Genomic DNA, 15,082 nt, shown 5'->3' on the forward strand with positions numbered 1-15,082 from the left:
TTCCCCTGCGGGAAAGTTGCGGCTTGGCAGAACGGCGAATGCGGGATGCGATGGCCGGGAGATGATTTCCATCACCGAAGGCACCCCGATTCCCGGATTCAGCGATGCCGTGCGGGAAGCTTTTTCCCGCAAGGGAATGCTGGCGAAATCTCGGGATTTCGAATACCGGCCGCAACAACAGGAGTTGGCGGTGGCGGTGGCCGAGGCATTGATCGGCGCGAGCCCGCTGGTCGCGGAAGCGGGGACCGGGGTGGGGAAATCGCTGGCCTATCTGCTCCCGGCGGCGCGGTTTGCGTTGGAAACCGGCCGTAAAGGGATCATTTCGACGCATACGATCAATTTGCAGGAGCAACTGGTGCGGAAGGATATTCCGATCGTCCGCAAGGTGTTGGGCGAGGAACTGCCCGCGGTGCTTTTGAAAGGCAGGCACAATTATCTATGTCCGGTGAGACTCCAGCGGGCGCGGGAACAGGCGGCGGATCTTTTCACCGGCACGGAAACTGATGAATTGGAGGCGATCCGCCGGTGGGCCGAGTCGACGCGGGACGGCACGTTGAGCGGTCTGGATTTCCAGCCGCAGATGAAAGTGTGGCTGCAGGTTTGCAGCGAGCCGCATCTTTGCACGGCGCGGCATTGCGGACCGCGGGGAAATTGTTTTTTCCAGGAAGCCCGCAAGGCGGCGGCGGATGCGAAGCTGGTGGTGGTGAACCACACATTGTTTTTCGCGCTGCTGAATACGGATGATTTAACCGACGGTGACGAGGACGCCGCGAAAAAGGTGGGCGGATTCCTGTTTCCCAACGACTTCGCGGTGTTGGACGAAGCGCATACCATCGAACAGGTGGCGGCGGTTCAGTTAGGCCTGCGGGTGTCGCAGGCGGGGCTGCGTTTCGACCTCCAGCGGCTCTATCATCCGCGAACCCGGAAAGGTCTGCTCAAGTCGTTCCGCAAGGCCTCCGCGATGACGGCGGTGGAGGAGGCGCTGGTCGCCGCGGATCGATTTTTCCATCAGGTGGGGGATGTGGCGAAGTTCGGAAATTTTTCAAAAGAATGCCGTGTTAGGGAATCGGAAATCGTTTCCAACACGCTGGCCGCGCCGTTGAGGAACCTCTGGCTGGAGATCGACAACATCGCGGCGGACGTGGAATCGGAAACGACGCGGGCGGAGTTGCAGGATGCGTCCCGGCGCTTGCGCGAGGCCCACGGTGCGGTCGGGGTTTTCCTGGATCAATCCACGGACGACAGCGTTTACTGGGTGGAGCGCAGCGGTCGCGACGAGCAGCAGTTCAGCCTGCACGCCGCGCCGGTGAACGTGGCGGAGAAGCTGCGGCCCTTGCTTTTCAACGGAAAAAAAAGCCTCGTCCTAACCAGTGCGACACTGGGCGTGGGCGATCCCAAACTCGGCTATTTCCGGGGTCGCGTCGGTGCTGAAAAAGCCCGTGCTTTGTGCATCGGCAGCCCGTTCGACTACCAGCGGCAGATGAAGATCCGGATCTACAAATCGGTGCCGGACCCGGGAACGCCGCGTTACGACGAACTGCTTGCGGAGGGGATCCGCCAGTCGTTGTTGGAAAGCGACGGGCGGGCTTTTGTGCTGTTTACAAGCTATCGGACGATGCGCGACGCGGCGCAGCGGCTGGAACATTTTTTCCGCACGCAGGGGTGGCGGATCTTCATTCAGGGCGACGGCTTGCCGCGCCACCGGATGATCGAGGAATTCCGGGCCGACGTGCACAGCGTGCTTTTCGGGACGGACAGCTTCTGGACCGGTGTCGATGTCCCGGGCGAGGCTCTTTCCAACGTGGTGGTGACGCGCCTGCCGTTCGCGGTGCCGGATCATCCGCTGACGGCATCGCGGCTGGAGGCGATCGAGGCCGCGGGTGGAAATCCGTTCATGGACTACTCGGTGCCGGAGGCGATCCTCAAGATGCGCCAGGGCGTGGGCCGCCTCATCCGCACCGAGCGCGACAAGGGGCTGGTGTGTATTCTCGACAACCGGATTCTAACGAAAAGATATGGCCAGGCATTCCTGAAAGCGCTGCCGGACGCTCCGGTGGAAGTGATCGGATAGGAAATGTTAGCGCTTGAACGGAGTCAGCCGCGAGATCGCTGTTTTCAACAGTCTGCTGTCCCATTGGCCGGGCGCTGTCGCCTTGGTTCCGAGGTAGCCGTAGTTCAGCACGCTGCCGGTCTGGGCGCAAAGCAGGCGGGAAACCGGGGCTAACGGCCCCATTCCCATCGTGGAAACAGGGAGCGCGTGGCTCGCCATTTGGAAGTCCGCAAGCCGGGTGAGATCTGCCGGTGATGAAAGCATGGCGGCTGCTTTGAAAATCGTCGCGCCGCTCTCGTTTGCGCGGGCTTCCGCTTCTCTCAGAACCGCGAGATCGGGGAGTTTTTCGAAATCATGGCACGACGCGACCCACGGGATTTTCCTGCTGCGAAGCTCATGCAGAATCGTTGTCATTTCCGGGATGCTGGCGACCTCGATATCGATCAACGAGGCATCATCGAGCACATCCATCAGGAGCTTGGTCCGGGTATCGGCGTCCAATGCGCCGGCACCGCCTTCCTCGCTGCGGCGTGCCGTGAAAAGCAGCGGAAAATCCAACAGGTGGGCCCACAGGGCGGGATGGATCTTTCCACATTCTGCTATCAGCAGATCGAGCCGGATCTCCGCGATGTCGCACGCCTTGCGGACTTCGGCCAATTGCGAATCGCGCAAATCACTTGCGCTGCCGAAGCTTCCAACGATCTTGGCAGATCCGCCATTCATCTCAAATTTCACGAGCGCCATGGCCAAGTGAAGCGCGGCAAATGGTGATGCGTCAATCGCTTGTGGGCACTGCAAGTGCCAAGTGTATTTACTTTGAACGAAATTTTATCAGCAAATCGTCATTTTCTCTGGTCAACCCGAAACCCAGTTCCCTAGTTTCTCTCTAAACCCGCACCGTATGAACGTTATCCTACGCAATTCCCTTTCAATCACCGCCTCCGCAATCTTCGCCGCCCTCTCCATCGGGAGTGCTTTCGGTCAAGCTGCCAAAGTCGTCGGTGAGAAGCCCGCCTTCGATGATCTTCCCTCGCCGGAATTTTCGGGAGGAAAACAAAAGAGTTTCAAACCCAAGGATTGGCTGGAAATCGAAGCCGGCCTCAAGATTGCACTCGCACCTGCACCGGCTTCGAAGACCTGTGAGAAACTCACGGTGAAGTGGTACATCGCGGTGAAGAACCCTGAAAAAGTGGGGACCATGTTGCTTCTGACCAAGGATATCGATTACGTGAACATTCCTTTGGACGAGATGATCTATTGCTCGGTCTATCTTTCCCCGGGCTCCGTCAAACGCCTCACCGGATCCGATAAAGGCGGCAAACAGGCGGTTGAATATGTTGGCTATGAAGTGCTGGTCAATGGCGTGAAGGCTGCCGAGGAAACGAGCAAGGGCAAGGTCGGTTGGTGGCTGGCGGCTTCGAAAAGCATCTCACGCGACGACAGCGTGCCGCTTCTCAACAAGAATGAGACGCCCTTCAGCAATATGTGGTTCGACCGCTATGCAGAAGTCAGCGTGGAACGCCGCTGAATCGGGCATTTCACCCACTTTCACGAAATCCGTTTTCTTTTTATCTCAATCGCATCATGGCTGAAAACCAGACCACCGTCGCACTCAACATCGGATCCCAACGCATCGGCATGGCCGTTTTCGAAGCATCGAAAAACGGCACTCTGATTCTCAAAGCGTATGATTCGGAAACCATCGTCGCCGACCCGGCTCTGGATTCATCCAGGATTTCCCAATCCCGGGTTGCGATTGCGGATCTCGCCAACCGGCTCAAAGTCGGCGGCTCGAAGGTTCGCTATGCGATCTCCGGGCAATCGGTTTTCACCCGCTTCGTGAAACTTCCGCCACTTCAGGAAGACAACATCGAGCAATTGGTGACCTTTGAAGCGCAGCAACACGTTCCATTCCCGCTGGCCGAAGTGGTCTGGGATTACGAACTCATCGAAGGAGCTGACGAAAAGGAAGTGGTGATCGTTGCGATCAAGGCCGATGCGCTGGATGAGGTCAACTCGGCCGTTAATGACGCCGCACTCGGAACTTCGGAAGTCGATGTCGCACCGATGGCGATTTACAACGCGTTCCGCGCCACTTACGGAAATCCGGAAGAGCCGATCCTGCTGATCGACATCGGAGCCAAGACCAGCAACCTCCTTTACATCGAAGGTCGCCGCTTTTTCACCCGCAGCATCGCCATTGGCGGTGGCGCGGTCACCGCGGCGATCGCCAAGGAATACGGCATTCCTTTCATGGAAGCCGAGCATCAGAAGATTTCCAACGGTCTCGTCGCTCTGGGTGGCGGACATACCGAGCAAATGGATGAGTCCGTGGCCGCCCTCGCGATGGTGATCCGGAACGCCCTAACCCGTCTCCCTGCGGAAATCGCCCGGACCACGAATTACTACCGCGCCCAACACGGTGGAAGCGCACCACGCCGGATTCTTCTTGCCGGTGGAGGAGCCAACCTTCCTTACACGCTCGAATTTTTCCAAGAGAAGCTGAATCTTCCGGTTGAGTATTTCAATCCGGTGGGAAATGTGACCATCGGCAAAGGCGTCGATTCCGCAGTGGTCCAACGCGAAGGTCACTTGATGGGCGAACTCGTCGGGCTCGGTCTGCGGGGAATCGGCAAATCCGTCATTAACATCGATCTCGTTCCCGGTGTCGTAGAGCAGTCCAGAGCGGCAGACCGTCGCAAACCGTTCCTTATCGGGACCGCAGCGGTTCTATTGGGCGGCATGCTTGTTTGGGCTGTTTTCCAGAACCTCGCGGCATCCGCAGCGAAAGAGTATAAAACCAAGATGGAAGACCAGCGTACTGCGTTGGAGCCCATCAAGGGTGAGATCGACCAGCTTTTGAAAAACGAGGCGGCACTTAATAAAATTGCTTCCGGCTACACCAATGCCGAGTCGGATCATGCTTTCTGGATGGATCTCCTGTCTGAAGTTCGAGGTGCTTTTGCGAGCGATGCGGTTTGGGTGACCGACCTTGAGCCGCTCTACGGTTATGATCCCCTTGCCGAATCCGGTGAGGCTGGCAGACCCAATGCCAAGCCCAAGTCCGGACAATCCCTCATCAAAGCGGAATTTTTTGCAGCAGCCTACGGAACATCCTCGCTCTCTGACATGAAGATTGAAGCACCCGCACCAGCGGCAGGCAAAAAAGGCCAAGCCCAGCCGGTTCAGGCTGTGGCTTTGGCTGCCAACGCCGTCCGGATCAAGGGATTCTGGCGGGAGACTCCCAAGAGCCAGAACGTGGTGTCGGAGTTGCTGAAAAACCTTCGTGACAAGTCGAACAGCTCTAGCAGCTTTCGTTTCAAGGTCAAAAATCCCAAGGGCGGTGACGACATCATCCTGCCGGATGATCGCATCCTCGACATTACCGTCGCCGGTAAGCCCGGAGAATTGGGCTTCCCATTTGAAATCACCCTGCCCTTGGCGCGCGATGTCATCGCCAAGTGAGATTGATCAACATTTTGCCATCTGAATTATGAGTTGGATCAAGGAAAACAAATTTTTAGCCGCTCTCGGCGGAGGAACCCTGTTGGGAGTTATCGTGCTTTATATTGTGGGTTCGCAAGGAGCCTCCCGCTACAGCACCGCGAAGGACGAGTTTACCGCAGCTTCGGACGCGGCAAGCGGATACGAGAAAGGCCCGCTCTATCCAAAACCCGAAAATCGTGATGCGAAGCGCAAGGCGATTACCGATTATCGCGGTGCCGTGGAAGCCCTGCAAACGGCTTTCCAACAATTTCGCCCGGCGGAAATCACAAATGTTTCGCCGCAGGAATTCACCAACCGCCTGCTTGCCGCCAATACCGAAACCCGTGCGGCTTTTGAAGAGAACGAGGTGATTGTTCCGGAGGCATATTTCGCCGGTTTTGAAAAATACAAAACCTCGCTCGCTTCCGAATCCTCGACCGGCATTCTCGATTACCAGCTTGCCTCCGTCAAAAATCTGATGCTCGCGCTGGCGAAAGCCCATCCGACGGAATTGAAAAATCTCTATCGTCCGGAGCTGCCGGAAGAGGCTGCTAAAACCTATGCAGCCGGCGATGCCGTGGCACGGGCTTTCCCCTTGGAAATCACCTTTAAGGGAACCGAAAAATCCGTTCGCGAGTTCATCACCGCCATCACCAAGCCGGACAAACAGTATGTCGTGATCCGCTCCATCCGTGTCGCCAACGAGAAGAAGGATCCGCCGCGCGCGGCGGATGCCCAATTCGAGAAACCGGCTGCCGCTCCATCGGCTGCCGCCGCGGGTGGATTCTCCGGCGATTTCGTTCTTCCGGGTGACGAACCCGCCGCTCCCAAGCCTGCCGTGGTAACCCCTGCTGCTGATACAGCGCCAAAAGCCGCCGATTCCGGCCGGATTCTTGCCCAAGTGCTGGGTAATGAGGAAATCCAAGTGTTTCTCCGGCTTGATGTCCTTCAATTTCTTCCTGCGAAGAAGCTTCCTTAAACCCTTCGAACGCCCCATTTCCGACCATGTCCTGGTTATCCAAGAATTACGAAAAAGCCGCCCTTGGCGGAGCCGCCGTCCTCGCTTTGGGGCTCGCCTATATGGGCTGGTCCAGATTTGGCGGAGTCGCGGAAGACTTTGCAGCCACCCTGACCGGCGGAGGCAACTCCAATGCCGCGGTGGCTGGTGCCGATCTTATTCCCAAAGCGCGTGCCTCGATGACGCTCGACCGGATTTGGGACCAGGCCGTGGTTGATGGTGATCGGACAGTGGATCTTTTCACGGGCATTCCTTTGTTTGTCTCCAGCAAGGCGCCTGAGACGCCGGTGGATCTCGCTGGCAAAAACGAACCTCCGGTCCACCCTCCAATTCCTAACATGTGGTGGATCGAGAATCGTCTCGATCCCGGATTTGGCGATTCCCCGAGTCGGGATCCCGATCATGACGGGTTCTCCAACCTTGAGGAATTCAACGCGAAAACCGATCCTAACAACGCTAAGGATGTTCCTTCGCTGATCGCGAAACTGATGTACGTCCGCGACGAAAGCCTCACGTGGGTGATCCGCCCGGGATTCGGCGGGGATGGCGGATCGTTCCCCTTCACGTATGAGGATAACAAGAAGGGCATGAACAAGACCGGTGCCGCGAACATGATTACACCCGGCCAGACGTTCTTTGCCGCGGGAATCATGCAGGACCGCTTCAAACTGCTTGGCTCGGAAGTCCGCAAGGTGATGAATAAGAAGACCAATTCCGAATCCGACGTTACGATCGTCAGGATCGAAGATCAACGTCCTAACAAAAAAGGCACGATTTATGAATTCCCGGCACCTCTCAATGACCAATTGAAGAACGAGTATTTGAAATACGACCGGACTGCGGTTCTCTCGCTTGAGGCTCTGGGCCAAGGCGGTAAGGAATTCAAGGTCGAGGAAAACACCACGTTCGGCCTGCCATTTGACAGCCCCAAGAAGAACTACCGCGTCAAGTCTCTCACTGCCGCATCGGTCACCATTGAATACCCGGATGCCGAAGGGAAGACAAAAACCCTTGAAATCAGCAAGGGTAGTCTCCCGAAGATGGGTGAGTAATATCCTTCAAAAAATCGCTTTCCAAAACTCGAAAACATCGCCAGAAAACCTCAGCTCACTATGCAAAAAACGCCAATGTATCGATCCAGTCGCTCCGCCCTCGCGTTGATGGCCGTGGCATCCTCCATGCCCGCCACCGTTACGGTCGCCACCGCCGGTGAAGGCGGCTCCAGTCTCAGCGGACTCGCCCAACGTGAAATGATCCGTCGTCAGGACGCCGTCACCGAGGCAGATGCCCTCTTGGCCGAAGGCCGTGCCGCTTACGCGAAAGGTGACTATCAGCAGGCTGTGGACAAGTATAAGCAGGCTTTGGATCGCCTCCCTGACGCGCCGATGGTGTCTGACCGTCGTCAGAGCTATACGGCTCATTATGCTGATGCGAGCGTCGCACTCGCAATGCAGCATCGCAAAGTCGGCAAGTATCCCGAAGCCCGCACTCTGCTTGAAGGCGTGCTTGCGGTCGATTCCGAGAATGCGGATGCAAAACGTGAACTTGGCTATCTCGATGATCCGATCCGCACCAACCCGGCTCTGACCTACGAACATACCCAGAACATCGACAAGGTGCGTCGCGGTCTCTACACGGCGGAAGGAAATTTTAACCTCGGTAAATACGACGATGCCAAGCGTGAATACGAAAACGTGATTCGCATCGATCCTTATAACTCGGCCGCACGCCGCGGTCTTGAGCACGTCGCACAATCAAAATCCGATTATTATCGGGCTGCTTACGACCACACCCGCGCCGAGCTTCTCAGCCAGGTGGATGCCGCGTGGGAACTCTCTGTGCCACCGGATGCTCCGGTGCTCGGCCCGGACAACTACGGTAAGGACGGCATCACCGATGGTGTTGCTTATATCACGGAAAAGCTTCGCAGAATTGTTGTTCCCCGGATTGACTTCGAAGATACCACGGTTGAGGAAGCTATCGATTTCCTCCGCCTGCGTGCTTCCGAACTCGACACGACTGAACTCGACCCTACCAAGAAAGGCGTCAATTTCGTGATTCGCCGCCCTCGTCCAAGCGCTGTCGGCGCGGCTGATGCGGGCACGGATCCAGCCGCTCCAGGGGCGGAAGCCAGTCTTCCAGGTCCTGCCAGCGATCCGGGAGCACTCCGCGTTCATGAGCTCCGCCTCCGCAATGTGCCTCTTGCTGTCGCCCTCAAATACATTTGTGACCAAACCAAGCTCCGCTACAAGGTGGACGACTTCGCGGTCACGCTCGTACCGCAGACGGAAACCGGTGAAGACATTTTCACCCGCACCTTCCATGTGCCGCCTGACTTCAACAGTTCTCTCAGTGGTGGGGATGACGGTGGTGGTGCCGCTGCCGATGCCGATCCCTTTGCCGATACGGCAGCTTCGGGCGGTGCTGCGAAATTGACCGCTCGTCCTCCGATTCTTGATCTCCTCAAGCGTGCGGGTATCGCCTTCTCGGAAAATACATCCGCGACCTTGAGCAACTCCGGTGTGCTGTTGGTCACCAACACGCCTTCGGAACTCGACAAGGTAGAGCAGCTCGTCCAGACCATGGTCGGCAACAAGCCGAAGCAGGTGAAGATCACCACCAAGTTCGTTGAAATTTCCCAGGAAAACAACGATGAACTCGGATTCGACTGGCTGATCGCCGGAGTCAACCTTTCCAATACGGTGTTTGCCAACGGCGGCACCATCGGCAACCAAGCCGGACGCACCGCCAATGACTTCATCAGCCCGGTCAACGGAACATCCGTCGATGGTATTCCGGCCGGCCCTGCCCAATTTGTCGATAACGTTTCGACCAACGGCCTACGCAGTGGAGATCAGGCGATCAATCGGAACAGCATTGATGCCATCCTCAACAACCCGAACCGGACTGCTCAACGTGCGAATGTCGCTCCCGGTATCGCGGCGCTTACCGGTCTGTTCTCGGATGGACAGGTGCAGATGATCATGCGTGGTCTTGCCCAGAAAAAGGGCACGGACTTGATGACTGCTCCGTCGGTCACTGCAAAATCCGGCCAGAAGGCTACGATCGAAATCATCCGTGAATTCATCTACCCGACCGAATACGAACCCCCTGAACTTCCAAACAGCACGGGTAGCACCGTGAGCGGCGGCTTGCTCGGCGGTGGTGGCTTCGGTGGCGGCGGCGGTTCCAGCTTCCCCGTTACTCCGGCGACGCCGACCGCGTTCGACACCCGCAACACCGGCGTGACCTTGGAAATTGAACCGACGATCGCCGAAAACGATTTCGTGATCGATCTCCGCTTCGTTCCTGAAATCGTCGAATTCGAAGGCTTCATCAACTACGGCAGCCCGATCCAATCGCCTTCCACCGACGCCTTGGGTAATCCAGTCACCTCGATCATCACGGAAAACCGGATTGAAATGCCTGTTTTCTCGGCCCGCCGCGTCAATACCGCGCTCACCATCTATGATGGTTACACGGTCGCCGTCGGTGGTCTGATTCGCGAAGATGTCCAAAACATCGAAGACAAAGTGCCGATTCTTGGTGATATCCCGATCATCGGTCGTCTCTTCCAATCGAAGTCCGAAAACCACATCAAGAGCAACCTGATCATCTTTGTCACGGCGCAGATCATCGATGCAACCGGTCGCCCATTGCGTGGTGCCGATGCGATCCAGCAGGTGCCCGTTTCCACGGGTGGTGCCGGTGCTGGCGACGCAGGAATGCTTCCTCCGTTGCCAGGACAATAAGCGATTAAAAAATTGTTTCCAAACGGGCGAAGGAGAAATCCTTCGCCCGTTTTTTTGTCGCCTTCCTCATGCCGAGTCCGCGTTCTTTTCTTGATTCGGTGAAGGACCTTCCGGACTCTCCAAGGCATGCGGGTTATGGCACTGACGGGCGGGATCGCATCCGGTAAATCCACGGTTTGCCGTTTGTTGCGACAATGTTTGCCATCGGTGGAGATTTTCGATTGCGATGTTTCGGTTCACGGGTTGCTGGAATCAAATCATGAGGTGGCAGAACTGGTTGCCGGGGCATTCGGAGATCAAATGCTCGATCCGCAAGGAAGGGTGGATCGCGCGTTGCTGCGCGAGCGGGTGTTTTCGGACGATGCCGCCCGCAGTGAGCTGGAGGCCATCCTTCATCCGCAGGTCCGGCAGGAATGTCTTGATTCCCTCGAACGCGCTGCTACACGGGGGGCGGAATTATTCGTGGCAGACGTTCCGCTCTTGTTTGAGAAGGGATTCGATTTCGGTCAAACGCAGGTGCTCGTTGTCGCTTCTTCCCGTTCCACCCAGATCCAGCGGCTCAAGGCACGCAGCGGTTTCGATGGTCTTCTGATAGAATCCATCCTCTCCGCCCAACTTCCGGTTCAGGAAAAGATGTCCCGCGCGGACATCGTTTTTTGGAACGAAGGACCTCCCGCCGTCATCCATTCCCAAATCCGTCGTTTCATCCAATCTTTTCCCATGAGTCTCCCTAACGAATCCGAATCCCCGGTCGTCACTCCGGTCGCTGAAGCTCCGCCGCTGCCGGTGTCCATCGACATCAATCAATTCCGTCTCAAAACCCTGGCCGAACTTCAGGCGATGGCGGAAGCCGTGCCCGCGAGGATCCAAGGCGGCATCCCGAAGAGCCAGTTGGTTTACGAGCTTCTCTGTTTCTACGGGCATGAGGGAACCGGACTGGTGTGCGAGGGCATTCTTGAGCAGGCGAAGGACAATTTCGCGATGTTGCGTGATCCGCAGCGTAGTTTTAGACCGGGACCGGACGACATTCATCTGGGTTCCAACCTGATGCGGGATCACGGATTGCGCGTCGGCCAATGGATCAAGGTTCGAGTCCGTGCTCCGAGGGAGCGCGACAAGTATCTATCAGGTTACGAGGTGATTGAAGTCGAGGGCATGCCGGTTGCCGATTTTCAACCCCGGAAGGAGTTCGACAAACTCACCCCGCTTTTTCCGGATCAACGGATCCATCTCGAAGGCGAAGGGGTTGATTTCCTTGGTGTCCGTGTGATCGATCTCATTGCTCCGTTAGGCAAAGGTCAGCGCGGAATCATCGTGGCTCCTCCGCGCGGCGGAAAAACCATTTTGCTCAAGCAGATCGCCCGCTCGATCCGCAAGAATCATCCGGATGCGGAACTGATCATCCTCTTGCTCGACGAGCGGCCGGAGGAAGTCACCGATTTCGAGGAAACCGTCGGTTCGCAGGTCTTCGCATCCACGTTTGATGAATCTCCGCGCCGCCATGCACAAGTCGCGGATCTGGTGATCGAGCGTGCCAAGCGCCTCGTCGAGCAAGGCAAGGATGTGATCCTCCTGTTGGACAGTCTCACTCGTCTCGCGCGGGGACATAACTCGGCGATGCAAGGCGGACCCATCGGTTCCGGCGGTGTCAGTCCGGTCGCCTTGCAGAAGTCCCGGAAATTCTTCGGCACGGCGCGCAATGTCGAAGAAGGTGGTTCTCTGACGATTCTGGCGACGGCTCTGGTCGAAACGGAAAGCCGTCTGGATGATGTGGTTTTTGAGGAGTTCAAGGGCACCGGCAACATGGAAGTCCGCCTCGATCGCGAGCTTGCCGAACGGCGTGTTTTCCCTGCGATCCACATTCCGCAATCGGGTACCCGTAACGATGACCGTCTCTATCATCCGGATGAGTTTTTGAAAGTGGTGGATATCCGCAAGCAGCTCGCAGGTCTGCCCATCGGCGATGCTATTGAAACCTTGTTGAGTAATCTCAAGGCGACGAAAACCAACGCCGAATTGTTGCTCCGCGGACTCCGCTAGGCAGCCGTATCCGGTGGGGTTTTCGATGCGTGTTTTCACGCCTGAAAACCCGTGTTTTTCGGGCAACTGCTTCATTGACACCCCTATGCCTCCTGCATAGCCTCCCGCGCCTTGTGCTGGGCCGGGTCAATGATTTTCCGGGTTTCCAGCAATCAATGCTCAAACTCGATATCACCACAACGATGGCAACCAAAAAGAAGGCAGCAAAACCAGCGGCCAAGAAAACTGCTCCGAAAGCCGCCAAGTCCGCGGTTAAAAAATCCGCAGCGAAGAAGACCGTCTCCACCAAGAAGGTCAAATACGTTTACAACTGGGGAGCCGGAAAGGCTGACGGCAATGGCAGCATGAAGCCCCTTCTCGGCGGCAAAGGCGCCAACCTCGCTGAAATGACCCGCATCGGTCTGCCGGTGCCTCCGGGCTTCACGATCTCCACCGAGGTCTGCACCTACTTCTACGATAACAAGCGTACTTACCCGGTCTCTCTCCAAGCGGAGATGGAAGCCGGTGTGAAGAACATGGAAAAAATCATGGGCAGCAAGTTCGGCGATGCCAAGGGCATGCCGCTTCTCGTGGCCGTCCGCTCCGGCGCGCGTGATTCCATGCCCGGCATGATGGACACCATCCTCAACCTGGGTCTCAACGACGCAACTGTCCTCTCTCTAGCAGCTGTCACCAAGAACGAGCGCTTCGCATGGGATTGCTATCGTCGCTTCGTTCAGATGTATGGCGACGTCGTTCTCGGCGTGCAGAAGGCTGAGGGTGAAGACCACGAGCCATTCGAAGTCGAAATCGAAAATTTCAAGCATCACAAATACGGCAAGGACATTGTCGATTCCGATCTAACCGCCGACGACCAGAAGGAACTCGTCAAGCGTTTCAAGGCCCTCGTCAAAAAGCGCACCGGCCACAGCTTCCCGAGCGATCCATGGGACCAACTCCGCGGTGCCGCCGGCGCTGTTTTCGGTTCGTGGATGAACGACCGCGCGATCGTCTATCGCCGCAAATATAACATCCCCGCCGCATGGGGTACCGCCGTCAACGTGCAGGCCATGGTCTATGGCAACACCGGCGACACTTCCGGATCCGGCGTCGCTTTCACCCGCGACCCTGCTAACGGCAAAAATGAGTTCTGGGGCGAATACCTCATCAACGCCCAGGGCGAAGACGTCGTCGCCGGCGTCCGCACTCCGGAAAACGTCAGCACCCTCAAGGCCGCGCTTCCGAAGCCATACGCCGAGCTGATGAAGGTCCGCAAGATCCTCGAAAGCCACTTCAAGGACGTGCAGGACATCGAGTTCACCGTGCAGGAAGGCAAGCTGTTCATGCTGCAAACCCGCAACGGCAAGCGCACCGCCGCCGCCTCGCTCAAGTTCTCGATGGACATGGTGAAGGAAAAACTCATCGACTGGGAAACCGCCATCCTGCGCAACCCTGCCGAACAACTTGAGCAACTTCTCGCACCGATCTTCGACCTCGCCGACGTCGCGAAGGCCAAGACCCTCGCCACCGGCCTTCCCGCCGGTCCGGGTGCCGCTTCCGGAAAAATCTATCTGAATGCCGACCGCGCCGTGCTCGCCGAAGCACGCGGTGAGAAGGTCCTGCTAGTTCGCACCGAGACCAGCCCGGAAGACCTCCGCGGTATGATCGCTGCGGAAGGCATCCTCACCTCCAAGGGCGGTGTTTCCTCCCACGCCGCTCTCGTTGCCCGTCAAATGGGCAAGGTCTGCGTTTGCGGAGCAGGCGGAGTCGATATCAACTACGATAAGAAAACCGTCACTGCGGCTGGCAAGACCTTCAAGGAAGGCGACTACATGAGCATCGACGGCACCAGTGGCAAGGTCTTCGGTGGCGAACTCAAAACCGCTCCATCGGAAATCATCACCGGCATCGTCGATGGCGACAAAGCCGCGATGGCAACCGAGAAATTCAAGGGTTTCCAACAGCTCATGAAATGGTGTGAGCAAGCGACCCGCATGTCGGTCCGCACCAATGCCGACACGCCGGAACAAACCCGCATCGCACTTGCGTTCGGAGCCAAGGGCATCGGCCTCACCCGCACCGAGCACATGTTCTTCGAAGGTGATCGTATCGACGCGATGCGCGAGATGATCCTCGCCACCACCCTCGAAGCGCGCAAAGCCGCCCTCGCGAAACTCCTGCCCTATCAGCGCGAGGATTTCACCGGCATCTTCACCGTGCTCAAGGGCCTTCCGGCGACGATCCGTCTTCTGGACCCACCGCTTCACGAATTCCTTCCTCACAGCAAGGAGCAGCAGCTCGACCTCGCGAAGAAGCTCGGTGTCAAAGTGGAAACCATCATCCAGCGCGTTCACGACCTCCACGAGTTCAACCCGATGCTCGGTCACCGCGGTTGCCGTCTGGGCATCGCGTATCCGGAAATCACCGAGATGCAGGCCCGCGCCATCTTCGAAGCCGCCGCTGACGTGGCGAAGAAGAAGATCAAGGTGAAGCCCGAGGTCATGATCCCGCTCGTCGGATTCAAGAAGGAGTTCGATCTCCAGGCCGAAATCGTCCACGCCGTTGCCAAACAGGTGATGGCCGAGAAGAAGGTGAAATTCGAATATCAGGTTGGCACCATGATCGAAGTTCCGCGCGGTGCCCTCACCGCCGACCAGATCGCCGAGAACGCCGAGTTCTTCAGCTTCGGCACCAACGACCTCACCCAGACCGCGCTCGGCATCAGCCGTGACGACATGGGCGCGTTCCTGCTGCCTT

Annotated in this window: 9 protein-coding genes; 8 read left to right on the forward strand and 1 reads right to left on the reverse strand. The window is 57.4% G+C overall.

Going from position 1 to position 15,082, the window contains the following annotated elements:
* Positions 1 to 61: 61 nt before the first annotated feature.
* The gene (locus tag ABIQ96_RS17785) at positions 62 to 2,071 is read left to right on the forward strand and encodes an ATP-dependent DNA helicase (protein WP_348215973.1); all 2,010 of its coding nucleotides are present in this window, start codon (positions 62 to 64) and stop codon (positions 2,069 to 2,071) included.
* Between the two features lie 6 nt (positions 2,072 to 2,077).
* On the opposite strand, the gene ABIQ96_RS17790 is transcribed toward ABIQ96_RS17785, so the two are convergent.
* The gene (locus ABIQ96_RS17790; protein WP_348215974.1) at positions 2,078 to 2,794 is read right to left on the reverse strand and encodes a type I 3-dehydroquinate dehydratase; all 717 of its coding nucleotides are present in this window, start codon (positions 2,792 to 2,794) and stop codon (positions 2,078 to 2,080) included.
* Positions 2,795 to 2,951: 157 nt separating this feature from the next.
* On the opposite strand from ABIQ96_RS17790, the gene ABIQ96_RS17795 reads away from it, so the two are divergent.
* From ABIQ96_RS17795 to ppdK, 7 genes are all read left to right on the forward strand, one after another.
* The gene (locus ABIQ96_RS17795) at positions 2,952 to 3,578 is read left to right on the forward strand and encodes an Amuc_1102 family pilus-like protein (protein WP_348215975.1); all 627 of its coding nucleotides are present in this window, start codon (positions 2,952 to 2,954) and stop codon (positions 3,576 to 3,578) included.
* A 56-nt stretch (positions 3,579 to 3,634) separates the two neighbouring features.
* The gene (locus ABIQ96_RS17800; protein WP_348215976.1) at positions 3,635 to 5,515 is read left to right on the forward strand and encodes an Amuc_1101 family PilM-like pilus complex protein; all 1,881 of its coding nucleotides are present in this window, start codon (positions 3,635 to 3,637) and stop codon (positions 5,513 to 5,515) included.
* Positions 5,516 to 5,543: 28 nt separating this feature from the next.
* Complete coding sequence (locus ABIQ96_RS17805) at positions 5,544 to 6,515, forward strand: Amuc_1100 family pilus-like protein (RefSeq protein ID WP_348215977.1); 972 nt, start codon at positions 5,544 to 5,546, stop codon at positions 6,513 to 6,515.
* Positions 6,516 to 6,541: 26 nt separating this feature from the next.
* Positions 6,542 to 7,606: an Amuc_1099 family pilus-like system protein gene (locus ABIQ96_RS17810; RefSeq protein WP_348215978.1), complete on the forward strand. Its 1,065-nt coding sequence runs from the start codon at positions 6,542 to 6,544 to the stop codon at positions 7,604 to 7,606.
* Between the two features lie 75 nt (positions 7,607 to 7,681).
* On the forward strand, positions 7,682 to 10,306 hold the full coding sequence (locus tag ABIQ96_RS17815) for an Amuc_1098 family type IV pilus outer membrane protein (protein WP_348215979.1): 2,625 nt from the start codon (positions 7,682 to 7,684) through the stop codon (positions 10,304 to 10,306).
* Positions 10,307 to 10,441: 135 nt separating this feature from the next.
* On the forward strand, positions 10,442 to 12,346 hold the full coding sequence (gene rho, locus ABIQ96_RS17820; protein WP_348215982.1) for a transcription termination factor Rho: 1,905 nt from the start codon (positions 10,442 to 10,444) through the stop codon (positions 12,344 to 12,346).
* Between the two features lie 182 nt (positions 12,347 to 12,528).
* A partial coding sequence (gene ppdK, locus ABIQ96_RS17825) for a pyruvate, phosphate dikinase (protein ID WP_348215980.1) occupies positions 12,529 to 15,082 on the forward strand: 2,554 nt, incomplete at its 3' end.

The sequence above is a fragment of the Luteolibacter sp. genome, from assembly GCF_039920825.1.
In the GTDB taxonomy this organism is placed as follows: Bacteria; Verrucomicrobiota; Verrucomicrobiia; order Verrucomicrobiales; family Akkermansiaceae; genus Luteolibacter.

Excerpts from the sequence above, each read along its gene's own strand:
- ABIQ96_RS17785 (WP_348215973.1), top strand. The coding sequence starts at position 62 with ATGATTTCCATCACCGAAGGCACCCCGATTCCCGGATTCAGCGATGCC.
- ABIQ96_RS17790 (WP_348215974.1), bottom strand. The coding sequence starts at position 2,794 with ATGGCGCTCGTGAAATTTGAGATGAATGGCGGATCTGCCAAGATCGTT.
- ABIQ96_RS17795 (WP_348215975.1), top strand. The coding sequence starts at position 2,952 with ATGAACGTTATCCTACGCAATTCCCTTTCAATCACCGCCTCCGCAATC.
- ABIQ96_RS17800 (WP_348215976.1), top strand. The coding sequence starts at position 3,635 with ATGGCTGAAAACCAGACCACCGTCGCACTCAACATCGGATCCCAACGC.
- ABIQ96_RS17805 (WP_348215977.1), top strand. The coding sequence starts at position 5,544 with ATGAGTTGGATCAAGGAAAACAAATTTTTAGCCGCTCTCGGCGGAGGA.
- ABIQ96_RS17810 (WP_348215978.1), top strand. The coding sequence starts at position 6,542 with ATGTCCTGGTTATCCAAGAATTACGAAAAAGCCGCCCTTGGCGGAGCC.
- ABIQ96_RS17815 (WP_348215979.1), top strand. The coding sequence starts at position 7,682 with ATGTATCGATCCAGTCGCTCCGCCCTCGCGTTGATGGCCGTGGCATCC.
- rho (WP_348215982.1), top strand. The coding sequence starts at position 10,442 with ATGGCACTGACGGGCGGGATCGCATCCGGTAAATCCACGGTTTGCCGT.